Origin of the sequence: Bacillus sp. FDAARGOS_1420 (genome assembly GCF_019344915.1) — a bacterium.
GTDB classification, from domain to species: Bacteria; Bacillota; Bacilli; order Bacillales; family Bacillaceae_G; genus Bacillus_A; species Bacillus_A mycoides.
Genome location: NZ_JAHWJB010000001.1, coordinates 1,152,112 through 1,170,594, shown reverse-complemented (window position 1 = coordinate 1,170,594; position 18,483 = coordinate 1,152,112). Strand labels below are relative to the sequence as shown.

Genomic DNA, 18,483 nt, shown 5'->3' with positions numbered 1-18,483 from the left:
CTACTACTTACGCAAAATGTAAAAAACGATACCATAAATAAGTAGGAGCCACACTTTTCAAACGCAAATAAGCATCTTACATCGTAATGTTCTCTCGGAAAACATATACCTATAGACGTTTTCATTTGCTGTTACTCCAAAATAAAAAGCGTAGAGTACGGACTCTACACCTTTTATTTCCACTATTGTACCACGTTCCCCAAGAAGAAGAAATCCTTCATTAATGGAAAATGTTCATAAAAGAAATTGTAACCAATCATCGGCATAATCCCTAGTATTACAATTGAAATTGCGCAAAGACTCATGACAATCTTTATATTTAACGGTAATCGGAGCTTTTCTTCTGTCTCTCCCTTGCGGAAAAACATTTGCTGTAATATTCGGAAATAATATATGAATGAAATAACCGTCGTCCCCATCATAATAGAAGCTAATACATAATGAGCAGGTTCAACATGAAGTGCCCCTAAAAAAATGTTAATTTTTCCGATGAAACCTGCTGTCCCCGGTATTCCAGCTAACGATAAAATAAAGACCGTCATCACTATAGCTGTAAAGGGGGATCGCTTATATAACCCTGTAAAAATCGTCATGTTTTCCTTATCATTTTGTAAGATTAATCCGTGGATGATTGCAAATGCTCCTATATTCATAAGCATATATGCAAGCATATAAAACCACATACTATCCATCGTAAACTGCGATAGCGCCACAAGAGGGACTAGCAAATACCCAGCATGCGCGATACCTGAATAGGCAAATAGACGTTTTACGTTGTATTGCTTTAATGCTACTACGTTCCCAACAATCATCGTAATACTAGCTAGTACCGTAATGTATATACTCATACGCCCGTATAAAGATTGTGCGTCTCCTTGGATTGCCACACCTGCAAACACCATAAGAAACAAACGCGTAATGAGTAGAAAACCAGCAATTTTAGAAATCGTTCCTAGAAAAGCAGTGACAGGTGTAGCCGCTCCCTCATACACATCTGGTGCCCACATATGAAATGGCACTGTTGCAATTTTGAATGAGAGTCCAACGAGCAAAAGTAGAAATGCGAGGGCTAACAATAACTGAATGCCCCCGGCCAATCCTTGCGTAAATGCCTTTTGCATTTCCACTATGTTGGTCGACCCTGTAATACCGTATAAATAGCTCATTCCAAAGAGTGTAATTGCTGTTCCAATTCCTCCGTTAATGACATATTTCATTGCAGCCTCATTCGATGCGCGGTTTCTTTTTCGGATTCCTACTAAAATATAGGAAGAAAGCGAAAGCAACTCTAAACCAACGAACAATGTGATGAAATCAACGCTAGACGCCATGAACATCGCTCCAAGAAGCGCCATTAAAAACAAATAATAATATTCCCCTTTATCTTGAATAGGCTCCTTCTTGTCATCGCTTATTGCCATACATAAAACGAGAGCTGCTCCGCCTAATAACAACGTTTTAAATCCTTTTGAAAATCCATCTAGTACAAACGATCCATTTAAAATATCTCCTGCCGGTTCGCTATATAGCGTCATTAATGACACTATCGCTAACAAGGCAGCGGCAATTGCACCAATCGCAACGTACCTATGGTTCAGCTTAAAAAACAAATCACATATGGAAAGAAGGATGGCTGCCCCGAGAATAATGAATTCTGGTACCATGAGATGCCATGATAAGCTAAGTAACGTGTTCATATCCATCCTACTTCACCCCCAATGTTTTCAATGTAGTTTGAAGTGGATCCCCTAGTAGTTCTGGCATTACCCCAATTGCAATAATACAAACGATAAGTACTATAACAGGAACATACTCCCATCCGTGTATATCAGATTTCGCTTCCCATTCTTTCTTACCAAATGTCACTTGAAGTGTCGCTCTTAATACGTATACAGCGGTTAAAATAATTCCAAGTACACCGGCGGCGGCGATAACCGGTTTCCCTTGGAATAAACCGAGAAAGGCAAGGAATTCGCTAATAAATCCGGACATCCCTGGCATTCCAAGCGATGCCATACCGCCCGCTAGGAAGAAACCGCTAAGCACCGGAACACTTTTTGCAAGTCCACCAAGTGCTGTAATATCCGAAGTCCCGAAACGCTCTTCAATAATGCCAAGTAAGAAGAAGAGTAAGGCCGCAATTAAACCGTGAGACACAACTTGGAACAATGCCCCTTGTGTACCTGGTGCATTTAACGCCGCAAGCCCCATTAATACAATGCCCATATGCGAAATACTAGAGTAAGCAAGTACCTTTCTAAAGTCCGTTTGGATGAGTGCTAGAAAGGCTCCATACAATAAATTAATTACCCCTAAAATCGCGATTAGCGTTGCAAAATCACGAAAATATTCTGGGAATAATCCTTTCCCGAAGCGAACAATACCGTACGCGCCAATCTTCAGCAAAACCCCCGCGTGAAGCATAACTACAGCAGGATGCGCTTCTATGTGTACATTGACCATCCAGCGATGCAAAGGGAAAACAGGGAGTTTAATCGCAAAAGCAATCATTATGGCAAGAAACAAGCCGAACTGTACGCTACTTGAGACGGCCATTCCTCCCCCAGCACCTACACTCGTTAATATTTCTTTAAGCTCCGCAATATTTGTTGTACCTGTTTTCGCAAATAAAACCGAGAAAACGATAAGTAAAATAGCTGATCCAATACCGTTATATATTAAATAACTATATGCAGCCTTTTCACTCGACAATTTCCCCCACTTGCCAATTAATAAAAACATTGGCGGCAACGTAATTTCAAAGAACATGAAGAACAACATTAAATTTTGAGCAGCGAAGACACCGAGCATACCTATTTCTAACATGAGTAACAGCATGTAGAATGCTTTCAAATTTCTTTTAATAGAAAATGCCGCAATAGCTGCAAGCATCGCTAGAAGGGCTGTGAGCACCATCATTACAAGCGATAAGCCATCAATACCGAGCTCGTAATAAATTGAAAACCACCTTTTGTCCACTGCTGTGAAATCCCCAAATTTAATCCATTTCACTTTTTCATCAAATATCGATAAACTCTTTCCTGAAGCGTATGTACAAGCAAGAACGATAGCAATTCCAAATGGAAGCGCCGTTCCGAATAAACCAAGCGCCTGCACTGTACGCGATTCTCGTTTCGGCGTTAATAAAAGCAAGAGAATTCCTAAAAGCGGGGAAAAAATGAAGAACGTTAATAGCAATCCATTCACCGTAAATCCCCTCCCGTATATAACAAAATAATTAGGAGAACTGCGAGCGAAACTGCTGTTACAGTTCCGTACACTTGTACATTCCCGTTTTGAAGCCGCGATCCTAGACCACTCATACCTTTAACAAGTCCAGCAATTAAAACTGCGATTCCTTCTACAACGTATACTTCAAATAAGCGAAGCACATGAGCGATTCCTTTCGTAATAGGAAGCACCGTCACATTGTATAGTTCATCCACATAATATTTTCCTTTCAAAAGGTTATAAAGAGGCGTCCCTTCTCCGCCGGCCCAATCTCTAGAGATAGATTTCTTGCCGTATATGAAATATGCAAGGGCAATTCCCGCAAATGAAACGAGCGTCGCAACAACCATAATCCAAACAGGTCCATGCACTTCCTTCACCTGGAATCCTATATCTTTCGTAAGCCAATCCCCAAGAAACGTTCCGAACCACGGTGTATTTATATAACCTGCCACTACCGCAAGAACACCAAGGACAATCATCGGATACGTCATTGTGCGAGGTGATTCATGCACCTCTTCCTCCGTCTTCGTTTCCCCTGTAAAAACAAGAAAGTATAGACGGAACATATAAAATGCTGTTAGAAATGCCGCAATTACTGCTAAAACGAATAGAAAGTAATTGCCATTCATCCAAGCCGCCGCTAAAATTTCATCTTTACTAAAAAATCCGGAAAGCAGAGGAACACCACTAATTGCAAGTGTGCCTATTAAAAATAGTGCACCGGTTACTTTCATCTTTTTCTGTAAACCGCCCATTTTATTAATGTTTTGCGTATGGACTGCATGAATTACGCTTCCTGCTGCCAGGAACAATAATGCTTTAAAAAAGGCGTGTGTCGTTAAGTGAAAGATACCAGCTACATAACCCGCCGAGCCTAGCGCAAGCATCATATACCCGAGCTGACTAACTGTAGAGTAAGCAAGAACCCTCTTAATATCAGTTTGTACTAGACCAATAGAGGCCGCAAAGATTGCGGTGAAAGCCCCAACGATTGCCACAGTTTGCATCGCTACCGCACTTGCTGAAAATAGCGGGAACATTGTCGCTACTAAATATACGCCGGCTGCAACCATCGTTGCCGCGTGAATAAGTGCCGAAACAGGCGTCGGTCCTTCCATTGCATCTGGCAACCATGTATGAAGCGGGAACTGACCCGATTTCCCCATCGCACCGATAAAAATTAATATCGCCGTTATTGTAATCATAGAAGGAGAGAGGTCGCCCGTATGAATCGCTTTAAAAATCGCGTCATATTCAAAACTACCTGCGTGCCAAAAAATTAATATCATCCCAATAAATAGCCCAACATCCCCAATGCGTGTCATAATAAACGCCTTTTTCGCAGCAGCCTTCGCTTCTTCTTTAAAGAAATAAAAACCGATAAGTAAAAACGAACCAAGGCCGACTAACTCCCAAAATATATAAAGCTGTAATAAATTCGTCGATATAACTAGCCCAAGCATCGCAAAGGTAAAGAGCCCTAAATATGCATAAAAGGTTGGTAATCTGGTGTCACCTTTCATATAACCTTTTGAGTACACATGTACAAGAAAACTCACAAGCGTAACGATAAACAACATTAAAGCCCCTAATGCGGTAACTTCAAAACCAAATGATATATCTATATCTCCTACCCTAAGCCATACCCACTTATGCTTCACTGCCTCGGATGAAAACCGTTCTATTAGTACCACTACCGCGGATATAAAGGAGAGAAAGGTAAAGAAAATACCTAGTACACTACTTCCCTCTCTAATTTTCTTCCCGAACACAATAAGTAACAAAAACGAAACAAGCGGGAAAAGCGGTATGAGCCATGCATAATCGATCATTGTTTCCTTCCCCCTTTTCGGTCACAATGCTATCCTTTGAGCGTATCCATCTCATCTACATGAACTGTCGGGCGATTACGGTACAAAGCAATCAAAATTGCAAGACCTACCGCTGCCTCCGCTGCCGCTACAGACATCGTAAACAGCGAAAAAATTTGTCCTGTTAAATTCGGAAACAAGCCTAATTTACTAAACGCTACTAAATTTAAATTGGCGGCATTTAGCATCAATTCGATACAAACTAGTACAATTACTGTATTTCGCTTTGTTAAAGCTCCAAATAAGCCGATGCAAAACAAAATAATCGCAAGTGTTAAATACGCAGAAGCCGGAACGCTACTCATGGGAATCCTCCTCTCCCTCATCCTTCTTCGCAAGGATAATCGCTCCTACAAGTGCTACAAGTAAAATAACTGAGGTTAATTCGAATGGAATAATATATTTTGAATAGAGAAGTGTACCGATTTGAAGTGTGTTATTTTCATGGAGAGGTAAACTTCCTTGTGTGCTTTGATTTGAAAAATCGATACTATTAACAGCGAAATACATAACTGCTCCAAATGCTACAACCGCAAAGAAGATAATCCATTTTCGAAGAGTAAGGCGCGATTCATTTTCCGCGTTATGTTTCGTTAACATAATGCCAAAAATCATAATAATAGTGATCGCACCAGAGTAAAGTAAAATTTGTGCAACTCCGATAAATTCGGCTGATAAGAGAAAGTACAAACCCGCAATGCTAAGAAACGTAAGCACAAGGGCAAGCATCATATGCATTACTTTCGTTAAATTCAGCATAAGAACGCCGCCGATAATCGCAGACAAGGATAATATAAAGAAAGCTACAAACTCGCCATTCATGCTTTATTCTCCTTCCTGACGTTCTCGTCATTCTCGTCAAGCCACTGTAAATTTTTAAATAAATCATCACGTGAATACTCTGCGAGTTCAAAGTTATTTGTCATTACAATCGCCTCTGTCGGGCAAACTTCTGTACATAAATCGCAAAGAATACAAATTTCAAAATTAATATCATACGTATCGATAATTTTCCCTTTTTTCGTAGGATCAGGATGTTTTTTCCCTGTTAATTGAATGCAGTCTGTCGGACAAATGTTGGAACACTGATTACAAACAATACATTTCTCTGGATAAAACTTTTGAATACCTCGAAAGCGGTCTGGTAATGGCAACGGTTGATTTGGATAATCATACGTCACCTTTTTCTTACTCAAATTACTAAGCGTATATTTTAACCCTTTAAATAGTCCTTTCATCTCTTGCTGGCACCCCCTTTATAGATTAGAAGAATAGCTCCTTAATCAATGCCGTTAAGAAAATATTTGCAAGTGCGATTGGTAATAATACTTTCCAGCCAAACTCCATTAACTGGTCACCTCTTATGCGCGGGAACGTAACACGGAACCAAATCAATAGAAAGACCACACTGCTGAATTTTAAAGCAAACCATACGGCTCCTGGAATAAATCCAAGGAACATAACTGGATTCCATCCGCCTAAAAAGAGTACTGTAATTAAAGATGACATCCCGAAGAAATACACATACTCTGAAAGCATGAAAAACGCCCAGCGAAACCCTGAGTATTCCGTATGGTATCCTGAAACAAGTTCTGACTCCGCTTCGGGTAAATCAAACGGCGTCCTATTTAACTCTGCAACTGCCGCGATTAAGAAAATGACGAAACCGATTGGCTGTGCGAAAATGTACCATACCTTCTCCTGCGCCGCTACAATTTCATTCAAGTTAAGACTACCAGCTAACAAAACGACACCAATTACACTCATCACAAGTGGAATCTCATAAGAAATCATTTGTGCCGCCGCACGCATCCCTCCTAAAAGGGAATACTTATTATTCGATGCCCATCCCCCAGTTACAACTCCGATCGTCGTAATCCCAGAAACAGCAATGTAATACAGTAACCCTACGCCAATATCCGCGAACTGAAATTTATCGGTAAACGGGATAACCGCAAGTACCATAAATGCTGGTGCGAATGCAATAACAGGTGCTAATATGAACAACGGTTTATCAGCAGCTTTCGGAATGCTATCTTCTTTTAATAATAGTTTCAAAACATCAGCTACCGTTTGGAGTAAACCGAACCGGCCCCCAACTTGGTTTGGTCCAATCCGTCCTTGCATAAATCCCATCACTTTCCGTTCTGCCAAAATACCGTATGTAACGAAGCCAAGGACTGCAAATAATAGAAGCACCGCTAACCCGAAAAAAATGAAGAAATTCGTCCAGCTTGAAGGTGATTGTAAGAGCGTCTCAATCATTAGCCGTCAACCTCCCCAAGTACAATATCAACCCCACCTAAAATCGTAATTAAATTGGCGATATTTTCACCTTTCAATAATTTCGGTAAGATTTGCAAATTATAAAAAGACGGTCTGCGAAATTTCAAACGGTACGGCTCTTTCTTTCCATCACTAGCAATATAACAGCCAATCTCCCCGCGTGGTGACTCTATACGGACGAACGCTTCCCCCTTAGGTGCTTTAATAATTTTCGGGACTTTCGCCAGCACAGCGCCGTCTTTCGGGAACTGCTCGGCTGCTTGCTCAATAATTTTCAATGACTCCTCAATTTCCTCCATCCGGCAAACGTAACGATCCCAAGCATCTCCCGTGCTCCCAACAGGAACATCAAAGTCAAAACGATCATAAATAGAATACGGCTCATCTTTGCGAAGATCCCAGTGGACTCCCGTGCACCGCAAATTTGCGCCGCTTAAAGAATACGAGATCGCCTCTTCGGCGTTATATACGCCAACGCCCTTCACACGATTTAAGAAAATTTCATTTCCGCTAACGAGGTCGTGGTAACCTGCCAATTGCTCTCTCATATACGGAACAAACTCTTTCACCTTTTCAATCCAGCCGTCTGGCGCATCCCACTTCACACCGCCAACTCTCATATAGTTGAAAGTAAGCCTTGCACCGCACAATTCACTTAATAAATTTATAATCATCTCTCGTTCACGAAAGGCATATAAAAATGGACTAACCGCTCCTATATCAAGCAAGTTCGTTCCCCACCAGACGAGATGACTCGCAACCCTCCCAAGCTCCATCGCAAGCACCCGTAAATATTCAGCACGCTCTGGAATCTCAAGATCCATCATCGTCTCTACAGCGTGGCAAAGGACGTAATTATTCGTCATTGCTGATAAATAGTCCATTCGGTCTGTATACGGGATAATTTGTGTATATTGCAAGCTCTCAGCAATCTTTTCTGTTCCGCGATGCAAATATCCGATAACCGGTGTAGCCTCTTTAATAATTTCCCCGTCAATCTTAATTACAAGCCGAAACACACCATGTGTACTCGGATGCTGCGGCCCTACATTTAAGAGCATCTCTTCCGTACGGATCACAAGCTACACCTCCACATCATACGGTTCATAATCTTTCCTAAGCGGATACCCCACCCAATCATCCGGCATTAAAATGCGATATAAATTAGGATGACCTTCAAATATAATACCGAGCAAATCATACGCTTCACGCTCCGGCCAATCTGCCCCTTTCCAAAGCGGCGTCACCGATTTTACTTGCGGCGCTTCCCTATCCAGCTTTACCTTCACTGCTACTGACTGTTTCTTTCCATATGAAAATAAATGAACGTATACTTCCATATGTGTCACAAAATCTGTCGCATGTAGCTCTGACATATAATCAAAAGCAAGTCCTTCATGGAATCTTAGCAATTCCATCACTTCATAATATTTCGAAGGCTCCGCCACAAGCGTTGGAACATCTTTTGAAAGCTTATTAATATAGGAATCTACTAATGCATATTCTCCTACCCTCTCCTTAACAACCTCCACATAGCGATTTAAATATGATTGGTTAACTGATGGTTCTTCCTGCTGCAGCTCGTCTTCTATCTTATTTACAGATCCCTTTGCCCTTGCCGCAGCAGCGGCTGCAATTGCCTTTGCTTTCTCATCTCCAGAATCCCCCTCACCTTGTGAGGCTTTCTGCTTCGCTAACGCTGCTGCTTTTGCTTTTGCAGCTGCTACAGCCTTTGCCTTCGCTTTGACTTTTTCTTCATCCGTTACTTCTTCTGATCCTTCTCGCTTCTGCTTTGCTAATACCGCTGCTTTTGCTTTTGCGGCTGCTGCAGCTTTCGCCTTTGCTTTGGCTTTTTCTTCGTCCGTTACTTCTTCTGATCCTTCTCGCTTCTGCTTCGCTAATACCGCTGCTTTTGCTTTTGCTTTTGCTTTTGCAGCCGCTGCGGCTTTCGCTTTGGCTTTTTCTTCGTCCGTTACCTCTTCTGATCCCTCTCGCTTTTGCTTCGCTAGTGCCGCTGCTTTTGCTTTTGCAGCTGCTACGGCTTTTACCTTCGCTTTGGCTTTTTCTTCGTCCGTTACTTCTTCGTTTCCTTCTCGCTTTTGCTTCGCTAGTGCCGCTGCTTTTGCTTTTGCAGCTGCTGCGGCCTTTGCCTTCGCTTTGGCTTTTTCTTCGTCCGTTACTTCTTCGTTTCCTTCTCGCTTCTGCTTCGCTAATGCCGCTGCTTTTGCTTTTGCGGCTGCTGCAGCTTTCGCCTTTGCTTTGGCTTTTTCTTCATCCGTTACTTCTTCTGATCCTTCTCGCTTTTGTTTCGCTAATGCCGCTGCTTTTGCTTTTGCGGCTGCTGCAGCCTTTGCCTTCTCTTTAACCTTTTCCTCTTCCGTGGCTTCTTCTGACTCTTCTTGCTTCTGCTTCGCTAGTGCCGCTGCTTTCTCTTTTGCAGCTGCTGCGGCAAGACGTTTCGCTTCTTCTACATTAATCCCCTTATCTTTTGGTAGCGCTTTCTCTTTTTCTCGATGTTCTCCTTCAAGTTTAGACATTTCCGCCTCATGTTTCGCAGCAAGACGTTTTCGCGCTTCCTCTTTCGCATGACGGGCTGCTTCTCTTTTCATACTTTCTAAGTCTTTATTTGGATCACTCATTTATTCGTCACCTGCTTCCCGGTCCTCGCCTCGTAACGAATTTTTTCTTTTAATTTATTAATTCCATAAATTAAAGCAGCAGGATTTGGAGGGCATCCAGGAATATACACATCAACTGGTACAATTTGATCTACACCTTTCACAACAGCATACGAATTCACATACGGACCACCGGCTGTTGCACAAGATCCCATCGCAATTACCCACTTCGGTTCAGGCATTTGATCATATAGGCGCCGAACAATAGGTGCCATTTTCTTCGTTACCGTTCCTGACACAATCATGACGTCCGATTGTCTTGGTGAAGTCCGAAAAAATGACCCAAATCGATCTAAATCGTAATGTGATGAACCTACTCCCATCATTTCAATCGCACAGCATGCCAGTCCAAATGTCATCGGCCATAAAGAGTTGCTCCGCGCCCATCCCTTCAACTGTTCCAATGTAGAAAAAAAGATATTTCTTTCTAATTCCGCTCGCTCCTGTGGGTGTAATTCCTCAAAATTTATAACCATTGTAACACCTTCTTTTTCCAAGCATACGCTAATCCAACTAGCAACATCACAACGAAAATTAGCATTTCGATCAGTGCAAATAAACCAAGCTTGTCATATGCAACAGCCCATGGGTATAAAAATAAAGTTTCTACATCAAAGATGACGAATAATAAAGCGAAAATATAATAACGAGCATGAAACCGAATATTTGCATCATGAAAAGGCTCAATTCCACTCTCATACGTCGTCGCTTTCGCTGCACTCGGTTTGTTTGGACGCAGCATTTTCCCTAATGTAAGAGCCACTACCGGCAGCAATATACCTAATAGCAAGAAAATCAAAACGATCATATAACTATTTTCATATACACTTGCCATTGTGAAACCCTCCCCCCTGAATTAAGAACAAGTTCACATAGTAAACAATATGTCTTACTTGCATCATTTATTATTTTTAAATTTTTCTAAATAATGCAACTATTTAATTCATTATAGCAAACTTCAAATTCCTATGTCGATATATTGGGAACAGAAACAACAATTAATACTTGCTGAGCAAATCTATTTTTACAACTCATAATAAATGTGTAAAATAAATATAGAAATTCTATATGTTTTCAAGCAATCATAAAAAACATAAACTACAAAAAGGTGGTTCTTATGTATATACAGTGGGTGATATAAATGAAAAAACAAACACATGTAAGTATTCTTATAAGCATTTCATTGTTGTATATAACTATTCATTACGTATCAATGCCCTTTTTATATGAATACGCACTCCCATTTCAAATTTTGACTGGAATAAGTACCATATTAATTGATATTACAATTTGCAGTTATATATTTTACTTTTCAAATGTAAAACAAGGATTAGCACGTTTATTTTGGATAATATTAACTATCGGAACCTTCTCTTATTTCATCGGTGATATAATAGTTGCTTATCAACGCTTAATTTTGCATGACTACTATACATTCGTTGATCCATCAGACTTTTTTTACTTATTATTTTTAGTTAGCTTTGCATTTGCCTTTCTATATGAAATTATTTATGGCCGAGACTTATTGGAACAGCTTTTTACGATATGTGATATTTGTATTATTGTTACGGCTCAATTTACTTTAAGCTACTATTTGCTTATTGAAAGAACCATTCATATTTTTACAACATCATATATCGACATGTTTGTTCAACTCACGTATCCAATGGCTGATTTACTCTTTCTTTTAATAGGAATCAATCTTTTATTCAGACCATTATTCTTACTACCAAAACAAGTTGGCGCTCTTCTTGGCAGTGCTTTAATTTTGTATGCTACTACGGATGCTATTTATTCTTATATAAAATACTTCCAGCCTGAGCACTCTATGTTCACAGTTGCTCCATTATATCAAGTAACCTTAGTATTAGTAGCAATCGCTTGTATACTTCACACAAAAGAGCCCGAAAAACAAGAACAAATATTACTAACGCCTCAATTTGGTGAATCAATCCGATTATCATTACCGTATATTTCTGTCGTGATGCTTATCGTTTTTATATTGGTCGAAAATGTTTTTGCACCTATCGTAGTAATTGGACTTATGGTAACTTTCGCCTTCGTTCTCATACGCCATACGTTAGTTCGAAGACAAAATAAAATATTATTGCTAGCCCAAATGCAATTCAGCTTAGAACTCGAGAAACAAATCGAACTACGTACAGAAGATTTAGTAGAACAAAAAAATGAGTTATATCATAACCAACAAATGTTTAAATCTTTATACGAGCATCATCCAGATCCAATTTTCACATTAGATTTGTACGGTAATTTTCTCAATGTGAACAACGCTGGAACTACTTTACTCGGTTATCAAACGAATGAATTATTAAACCAACCATACTATTCACTTATGTATGAAGAAGATTTGGAAGAAATCATTAATACCTTTCATCAAGTGAAAAAAGGGAAATCTATTTCTTTAGAAATACGGGCATATCATAAAAATAGAGATATTTACTACTTGCTTGTTACAGCTGTTCCCATCTTTTTAAAGGAACATATTTCTGGGGCCTATTTAATGATTAAAGATATTACAGAAAGCAAGCAGCAACAAGAACAAATCAATTTCCTAGCATATCACGATACTTTAACGGAACTTGCAAATCGCCGTTCATTTCATCAGTATTTAGAAAAAGCAATTGCACGAGCAAAAATATCGAAAAGCCCTTTTGCTGTTATGTTTCTAGACCTAGACCGCTTTAAAGTTATTAATGATACCCTCGGTCACCGGGTAGGAGATCTTCTATTAATTGCAGTAGCAAAAAGGCTCGAGCGAATATCAACACATAATATGAAACTTGCTCGGTTAGCTGGGGATGAATTCACAATCCTTATCGAAAATTATCAAAAAAGGACAGATGTAAAGAAGATAGCTGATATGATTGTAGCAGCCATGAACGAACCATTCGAAATCGAAAATCAACATTTACGAATCTCACCGAGTATCGGAATTGCCATATACCCTGAAGCAGGTGAAGATCCGCTGTCTATTTTACAACATGCTGATATGGCCATGTACGAAGCAAAAAATAAAGGGAAAAATCGGAGCTCTCTTTACACGAAAGAACTATATAAAAAAATGGAACGAAAAGCTCGAATCGAAAAAGATTTGCCACTCGCTTTAGTAAACAACGAATTTTATCTCGTCTATCAACCACAAATTGATACGACAGCAAATAAAATTATCGGTGCTGAAGCATTAATACGTTGGAAACACCCTCTCCTAGGTGACATTTCACCATGTGAGTTCATTCCAATTGTGGAAGAGACTCCGCAGGTCATCCCACTTGGACATTGGGTGCTACGAGAATCTTGTCTTCAACTAAAAATATGGCAAAGTTTTGGATACACAAACTTAAAAATGAGTGTCAATTTATCAGCGAAAGAATTTCAACAAAATCAATTAATCGAAAATATTTCACGAATACTAAAGGACGTTAAGATTGACCCGAAAGATGTAACACTTGAACTAACAGAACGAATTGCGATGATTGATGAAAAAGAAACATTATCGAGACTAAAGCAATTAAAAGAATATGGTATTCAAACGTCCATTGATGACTTCGGTACCGGCTACTCTTCTCTTGCTTATTTATCAATTTTCCCTATCGATACATTAAAAGTACCAAAAGAATTTACACAACTAGCCGATCATCGGCCTGAAGAAAGAGCCATCGTTTCCACTATCCTTTCCCTTGCAAATACTTTAAATCTCTCTGTCGTTGCTGAAGGAATTGAAACAGAAAAACAGCTTAAGTTTCTGCAAAAAAACAACTGTAAATACATGCAAGGTTACTATTTCAGTAAACCTCTAACAAGTAAACAGTTTATAAAATTTCTACAAAAAACACCCCGTATGAACCAATAGTTCACACTGGGTGTTTTTTAAAGTGTCGGAATTCTTTTTTCGTAATATTCTTCTGCAATCTCTTCGTAAAAAGCTGCTGTCGTTGTATAAAAATACGGAATCAACCATAAAAATCCAATCCCTAATGTAATACAACTTAATATAAACCAACCAATAAAACTTAAACATAAAATGAAATACTCCATCTTATGTCCAGCCATCATACGACGACTTTCTGTAATAGCTTGATTTATTGAATACTCAGGATGATCATTTATAATAAAATACGTCATCGCATAAGAAAATGATTTAATAATGCCTGGAATAATAAATAGTAAACACCATAAGAAAATATAAATGTTTACTACTATATATAATAAAAATGACTTTATAAACTTACTTCCTTCTGTAAACCATCTAAATATATGCCCAATACGCGCTTCTTTTTCACGAATTATATGTAGTGCTAAACAATAACCCCCTAGCGTTAAAGGCCCCACCAGCAATATTGTAATAACATCTATTGAAAGTGAGCTATTCACTTCTTTCCACTCCCAAACCTGAGAGAGAAGGAACTGAATACTAAAACTAAAAGCTGAAGTAAGAATCGAAATAAATAATGTTGCCCCAACAGCTAAGCCCCATTTTCCTTCCAGTGAATCTAGCGCTTCTCCTTTTAAATCACTAATCATACTTAACCTCCTATACGTAATAATTCTATTAGTATAGCACGTCCCTACTGCAATTCACCTTTTGCAATATAGCGATAAAAATGTGCTGTCGTTGTACCTACATATGGACTAAGCCAAAGAAATCCTATTCCAAGAGTAAGAATCGCTAAAATAGCCCATCCTATGAAGCTAAGCCTTGAACTACCCCCACTTTCACTTCGTTTAGAAGTGGGGGATTCCTAAGTAAAGAGTTCTATTGAACTCTAATTTATTAGGCTATCTCCGCAGTCCTTGCGGTTAGAAGCCTTATCGCTTCATTCTTTAGATTGATACTTGCGTTAATATCCCTATCATGGTGTGTAAGGCAAGAAGGGCAGTCCCATTTACGTAGGTTGAGATTTTTAACGTCTTTGTTTTGATATCCACAACAAGAACATAATTGGCTTGAAGCAAATGTTTTCGATACGACAATGATTTGTTTGCCGTACCATTCCGCTTTATATTCCAACATGGTTCGAAACTGTGACCATGATACCTCACTAATCGCTTTTGCTAACTTATGATTCTTTAACATATTAGATACTTGCAAATCTTCTATACCGATAACATCGTGGTTTTTGATGATTTCAGTTGAGATTTTGTCCAAGTAATCTTTTCTAGCATTTGCTATGTATTCATGAATTCTAGCTACTTTTACTCGTTGTTTATTCCAGCGAGAAGATCCTTTCATTCTTCTAGAAAGAACACGCTGTGCTTTTGCCAACTTCTCTTCTAACGATCGAAAAAACTTCGGATTTTTATAGGTTGTTCCATCTGACAAAATGGCGAAATCTTTTAGTCCCACATCCATTCCAATGTAAGAATTTGTTTTCGGAAGTTCTTGCACTTCTGTTTCAACTAACAATGACACAAAGTATCTGCCAGAAGAGTTCCGTCTAACCGTAGCATTTAAAATACGTCCCTTTATTTCACGACTTTTGGCAAATCGAACAAGACCTAGTTTTGGTAATTTTATTTTGTTTCCTATAACGGAAATGTTTTCATTTGTTTGTTTTGTGGTGTAAGATTGTACGTTGTTTTTCTTAGACTTGAAACGCGGGGCACTATTTTGTTTTTTAAAAAAGCGTGTATACGCATCCGCAAGGTTGCGAACAGAAGACTGAATCGCAATACTATCCACTTCTTTTAGCCAAACAAACTCTTTCTTCATGGCAGGAAGTTTGGCAGAGCATGTACCATATGTCAAACCTTTTCCTGTTTCTTTGTATGCATTATCCCATAGAGATAGGAAATGATTGAATACAAAACGAGAACAGCCAATCGTTTTATTGATTAGGGTCGCTTGTGCTTTATTTGGATAGATACGAAATTTATATGCTTTATTGATTATCATTCGTTTCACCCCCATTTCGATATGTGCCTATTATACAACAAACGTACATTTGATAGGTAGTGAAGTAACAGTTTATGTATGTCGAACAATTAAGATGGCTTCCTGCCATCCCTTGTCCGAAGCCAATTCATCTCCCACCTACTCACTTCGCGTTCCTTGAGGAAGGAGTCTTCTTGGCTAAAATGATAAAAGAAATAAATCTAGTTTATGTCCCTTCATAACGTTCTTACTTTCTCTCATTGCTTGTGAAACGCTATAATTTGGATTTTCAACCATAACATAATACGTCATCGCATAAGAAAAATACATCACAATCATTACAACAATCGAAATAGCTAATAGTACAAAGAAAGCAATTGTTAACGATACATTCCCTTCCTCACCAAAAAACGCGAATACACCTAGTAACAACATCGGAATCCACGTACCTGTATATAACAAAAAACGAACCTGCAATTCTTTTTATTTCTTGATTTTCACTTGGCATGGGGCAAAAAAAGGCTCTGACCGCTTCTATGCACGGCTAGATGCTCTCTCCTACCTAAAGAGAGGCGTTTTTTTCCTCTTTTTATTTATATCCACAACAAAAAATCCGTAAAGGCAAGAGCCCTTACGGATTTTTTTACTTCATATCAGAAACGTTTAAACGGTTCACAGCACGCTGCAAGGCCATTTCTGCACGTCTAAAGTCAACATGCGCTTGTTTATCTTGCATACGTTGCTCAGCGCGACGTTTCGATTCATTTGCACGATGGATATCGATATGGTTTGCTTCTTCAGCAGATGATGATAATACAGTTACTTTATCTGGACGAACTTCGATAAAGCCACCGCTTACTGCTACATAATCAGTGTGCCCACCATTTTTCAGACGAACCGCACTAATTTTTAGAGGTGCAACAGTTGGAATGTGACCTGGTAAGATCCCCATTTCCCCACTCTCTGCTTTTACGCTTACCATTTCTACTTCTTTTTCGTAAACCGGTCCATCAGGAGTTACAATACTGACTGGAAATGTCTTCATAATTCGTCCCTCCTAAGGCCTTACGCCATCATTTTCTTCGCGTTTTCAATAACTTCTTCAATGCTACCAACAAGACGGAACGCATCTTCTGGAAGGTCATCATATTTTCCTTCTAGAATTTCTTTGAAACCACTAACTGTATTTTTTACAGGTACGTAAGAACCTTTTTGACCTGTAAACTGTTCAGCTACGTGGAAGTTTTGTGATAAGAAGAATTGAATACGACGAGCACGATGTACAACTAACTTATCTTCTTCAGATAACTCATCCATACCTAAGATAGCGATGATATCTTGAAGCTCTTTATAACGCTGTAAAGTTTGCTGTACTTGACGAGCTACTCCATAATGCTCTTCTCCTACGATTTCTGGAGAAAGCGCACGAGATGTAGATGCTAATGGATCTACGGCTGGGTAAATACCCATTTGTGTTAAACGACGCTCTAAGTTTGTTGTTGCATCTAAGTGAGCGAACGTTGTAGCTGGTGCTGGATCCGTATAGTCATCGGCTGGTACGTATACCGCTTGGATAGACGTGATAGATCCTTTATTTGTAGATGTAATACGCTCTTGTAATTGACCCATTTCTGTTGCAAGTGTTGGCTGGTAACCTACCGCAGATGGCATACGACCAAGAAGGGCAGATACTTCAGAACCCGCTTGCGTGAAACGGAAGATGTTATCGATGAACAATAGTACGTCTTGTCCTTGCTCATCACGGAAATGTTCAGCCATTGTTAAGCCTGTTAATGCAACACGTTGACGTGCTCCAGGTGGCTCATTCATTTGTCCGAATACCATCGCAGTTTTCTTAATTACGCCAGAATCGCTCATTTCGTGGTATAAGTCGTTACCTTCACGAGTACGCTCACCTACACCAGCGAATACAGAGATACCACCGTGCTCTTGTGCGATGTTGTTAATTAATTCCTGAATTAATACTGTTTTACCTACACCGGCACCACCGAATAGACCGATCTTACCACCCTTAATGTAAGGAGCAAGTAAGTCTACTACTTTAATACCAGTTTCAAGAATTTCTACTTTAGTAGATAACTCTTCGAATGCAGGCGCTTGACGGTGAATTGGATCACGACGTACATCCGCAGGAACATCACCATCTAAATCAATTGCATCACCTAATACGTTAAATACACGACCAAGTGTTGCATCACCAACTGGTACAGAGATTGCTTTACCAGTATCTTCTACTTCTGTGCCACGAACAAGTCCATCTGTGGAAGACATTGCAACTGTACGAACTGTGTCATCACCTAAATGAAGTGCAACTTCAAATGTTAAGTTAATGCTTGCTCCGTTTTCGTTGCTTTGTTTTACCGTAAGGGCGTTGTAGATTTCTGGTAGCTTTCCGCCATCAAACTTAACGTCTACAACCGGACCCATGATTTGCGTAACGCGCCCTTTATTCATCGGGTTCCCTCCTAGCTTTCTTTTAATTAGCCAGCTTTCTAAGAGA

At 39.5% G+C, this 18,483-nt stretch carries 16 protein-coding genes and 2 pseudogenes; 1 reads left to right on the top strand and 17 read right to left on the bottom strand.

The genetic code is table 11. The annotated features are described in order from the left end of the window. Positions 1–182 precede the first annotated feature (182 nt). From nuoN to nuoA, 11 genes are read right to left on the bottom strand one after another with little or no spacing between them, the layout of a single operon-like run. On the bottom strand, positions 183–1,697 hold the full coding sequence (gene nuoN, locus I6L50_RS06085) for an NADH-quinone oxidoreductase subunit NuoN (RefSeq protein WP_374108365.1): 1,515 nt from the start codon (positions 1,695–1,697) through the stop codon (positions 183–185). A gap of 7 nt (positions 1,698–1,704) precedes the next feature. Further along, positions 1,705–3,207 (bottom strand): NADH-quinone oxidoreductase subunit M, encoded by a 1,503-nt coding sequence (locus tag I6L50_RS06080; protein ID WP_219300844.1) that lies wholly within the window; start codon positions 3,205–3,207, stop codon positions 1,705–1,707. Continuing rightward, positions 3,204–5,066 carry an NADH-quinone oxidoreductase subunit L gene (gene nuoL, locus I6L50_RS06075; protein ID WP_219300841.1) on the bottom strand — a complete coding sequence of 621 codons (1,863 nt, stop codon included), beginning with the start codon at positions 5,064–5,066 and terminating at the stop codon, positions 3,204–3,206. Before nuoL ends, I6L50_RS06080 begins: the two co-directional genes overlap by 4 nt. Before the next feature lie 29 nt (positions 5,067–5,095). Further along, positions 5,096–5,410 carry an NADH-quinone oxidoreductase subunit NuoK gene (nuoK, locus tag I6L50_RS06070; protein WP_000100081.1) on the bottom strand — a complete coding sequence of 105 codons (315 nt, stop codon included), beginning with the start codon at positions 5,408–5,410 and terminating at the stop codon, positions 5,096–5,098. Next, on the bottom strand, positions 5,403–5,927 hold the full coding sequence (locus tag I6L50_RS06065; RefSeq protein ID WP_001012819.1) for an NADH-quinone oxidoreductase subunit J: 525 nt from the start codon (positions 5,925–5,927) through the stop codon (positions 5,403–5,405). Before I6L50_RS06065 ends, nuoK begins: the two co-directional genes overlap by 8 nt. Next, positions 5,924–6,343, bottom strand: a complete 420-nt coding sequence (nuoI, locus tag I6L50_RS06060; protein ID WP_000677191.1) for an NADH-quinone oxidoreductase subunit NuoI — start codon at positions 6,341–6,343, stop codon at positions 5,924–5,926. The genes I6L50_RS06065 and nuoI overlap by 4 nt, the downstream gene beginning before the upstream one ends. 25 nt (positions 6,344–6,368) lie before the next feature. Continuing rightward, positions 6,369–7,370 (bottom strand): NADH-quinone oxidoreductase subunit NuoH, encoded by a 1,002-nt coding sequence (gene nuoH / locus I6L50_RS06055; protein ID WP_002068471.1) that lies wholly within the window; start codon positions 7,368–7,370, stop codon positions 6,369–6,371. Further along, entirely contained in the window at positions 7,370–8,470 is a 1,101-nt protein-coding gene (gene nuoD / locus I6L50_RS06050; RefSeq protein WP_219300839.1) for an NADH-quinone oxidoreductase subunit NuoD, read from the bottom strand. The genes nuoH and nuoD overlap by 1 nt, the downstream gene beginning before the upstream one ends. A gap of 3 nt (positions 8,471–8,473) precedes the next feature. Next, a complete protein-coding gene (locus tag I6L50_RS06045) occupies positions 8,474–10,030 on the bottom strand; it encodes an NADH-quinone oxidoreductase subunit C (protein WP_219300837.1) in 1,557 nt (518 codons plus the stop codon). Further along, positions 10,027–10,545 (bottom strand): NADH-quinone oxidoreductase subunit NuoB, encoded by a 519-nt coding sequence (gene nuoB / locus I6L50_RS06040; RefSeq protein ID WP_002089729.1) that lies wholly within the window; start codon positions 10,543–10,545, stop codon positions 10,027–10,029. The genes I6L50_RS06045 and nuoB overlap by 4 nt, the downstream gene beginning before the upstream one ends. Then, positions 10,536–10,904: an NADH-quinone oxidoreductase subunit NuoA gene (gene nuoA, locus I6L50_RS06035; protein ID WP_000179270.1), complete on the bottom strand. Its 369-nt coding sequence runs from the start codon at positions 10,902–10,904 to the stop codon at positions 10,536–10,538. The genes nuoB and nuoA overlap by 10 nt, the downstream gene beginning before the upstream one ends. Positions 10,905–11,210: 306 nt before the next feature. Here nuoA and I6L50_RS06030 point away from each other — a divergent pair, with 306 nt between their 5' ends. Further along, the gene (locus tag I6L50_RS06030; RefSeq protein WP_219300835.1) at positions 11,211–13,940 is read left to right on the top strand and encodes a putative bifunctional diguanylate cyclase/phosphodiesterase; all 2,730 of its coding nucleotides are present in this window, start codon (positions 11,211–11,213) and stop codon (positions 13,938–13,940) included. Between the two features lie 17 nt (positions 13,941–13,957). Here the strand turns inward: I6L50_RS06030 and I6L50_RS06025 are convergent, their stop codons facing one another. The 6 genes and pseudogenes from I6L50_RS06025 to atpD all read right to left on the bottom strand — a co-directional run bounded on the left by I6L50_RS06025 (position 13,958) and on the right by atpD (position 18,437). Beyond that, positions 13,958–14,611 (bottom strand): DUF975 family protein, encoded by a 654-nt coding sequence (locus I6L50_RS06025; RefSeq protein WP_219300833.1) that lies wholly within the window; start codon positions 14,609–14,611, stop codon positions 13,958–13,960. Positions 14,612–14,655: 44 nt separating this feature from the next. Continuing rightward, positions 14,656–14,784, bottom strand: a pseudogene (locus tag I6L50_RS06020) (DUF975 family protein); the annotation flags it as partial. Between the two features lie 77 nt (positions 14,785–14,861). Next, positions 14,862–15,983: an IS200/IS605 family element RNA-guided endonuclease TnpB gene (gene tnpB, locus I6L50_RS06015; RefSeq protein ID WP_219300831.1), complete on the bottom strand. Its 1,122-nt coding sequence runs from the start codon at positions 15,981–15,983 to the stop codon at positions 14,862–14,864. A 186-nt stretch (positions 15,984–16,169) separates the two neighbouring features. Further along, positions 16,170–16,424: pseudogene (locus I6L50_RS06010) on the bottom strand (DUF975 family protein); the annotation flags it as partial. Positions 16,425–16,605: 181 nt separating this feature from the next. Beyond that, positions 16,606–17,007 carry a F0F1 ATP synthase subunit epsilon gene (gene atpC / locus I6L50_RS06005; RefSeq protein WP_002016279.1) on the bottom strand — a complete coding sequence of 134 codons (402 nt, stop codon included), beginning with the start codon at positions 17,005–17,007 and terminating at the stop codon, positions 16,606–16,608. Between the two features lie 20 nt (positions 17,008–17,027). Further along, complete coding sequence (gene atpD / locus I6L50_RS06000; protein ID WP_002139020.1) at positions 17,028–18,437, bottom strand: F0F1 ATP synthase subunit beta; 1,410 nt, start codon at positions 18,435–18,437, stop codon at positions 17,028–17,030. Positions 18,438–18,483: the final 46 nt, after the last annotated feature.

What these genes read in the sequence shown, in the direction of transcription:
- I6L50_RS06045 (WP_219300837.1), bottom strand. Translation starts at nt 10,030, where the DNA reads ATGAGTGATCCAAATAAAGACTTAGAAAGTATGAAAAGAGAAGCAGCC.
- nuoH (WP_002068471.1), bottom strand. Translation starts at nt 7,370, where the DNA reads ATGATTGAGACGCTCTTACAATCACCTTCAAGCTGGACGAATTTCTTC.
- atpD (WP_002139020.1), bottom strand. Translation starts at nt 18,437, where the DNA reads ATGAATAAAGGGCGCGTTACGCAAATCATGGGTCCGGTTGTAGACGTT.
- atpC (WP_002016279.1), bottom strand. Translation starts at nt 17,007, where the DNA reads ATGAAGACATTTCCAGTCAGTATTGTAACTCCTGATGGACCGGTTTAC.
- nuoB (WP_002089729.1), bottom strand. Translation starts at nt 10,545, where the DNA reads ATGGTTATAAATTTTGAGGAATTACACCCACAGGAGCGAGCGGAATTA.
- nuoI (WP_000677191.1), bottom strand. Translation starts at nt 6,343, where the DNA reads ATGAAAGGACTATTTAAAGGGTTAAAATATACGCTTAGTAATTTGAGT.
- nuoL (WP_219300841.1), bottom strand. Translation starts at nt 5,066, where the DNA reads ATGATCGATTATGCATGGCTCATACCGCTTTTCCCGCTTGTTTCGTTT.
- nuoA (WP_000179270.1), bottom strand. Translation starts at nt 10,904, where the DNA reads ATGGCAAGTGTATATGAAAATAGTTATATGATCGTTTTGATTTTCTTG.
- I6L50_RS06065 (WP_001012819.1), bottom strand. Translation starts at nt 5,927, where the DNA reads ATGAATGGCGAGTTTGTAGCTTTCTTTATATTATCCTTGTCTGCGATT.
- I6L50_RS06030 (WP_219300835.1), top strand. Translation starts at nt 11,211, where the DNA reads ATGAAAAAACAAACACATGTAAGTATTCTTATAAGCATTTCATTGTTG.
- I6L50_RS06025 (WP_219300833.1), bottom strand. Translation starts at nt 14,611, where the DNA reads ATGATTAGTGATTTAAAAGGAGAAGCGCTAGATTCACTGGAAGGAAAA.
- nuoN (WP_374108365.1), bottom strand. Translation starts at nt 1,697, where the DNA reads ATGAACACGTTACTTAGCTTATCATGGCATCTCATGGTACCAGAATTC.
- nuoK (WP_000100081.1), bottom strand. Translation starts at nt 5,410, where the DNA reads ATGAGTAGCGTTCCGGCTTCTGCGTATTTAACACTTGCGATTATTTTG.
- tnpB (WP_219300831.1), bottom strand. Translation starts at nt 15,983, where the DNA reads ATGATAATCAATAAAGCATATAAATTTCGTATCTATCCAAATAAAGCA.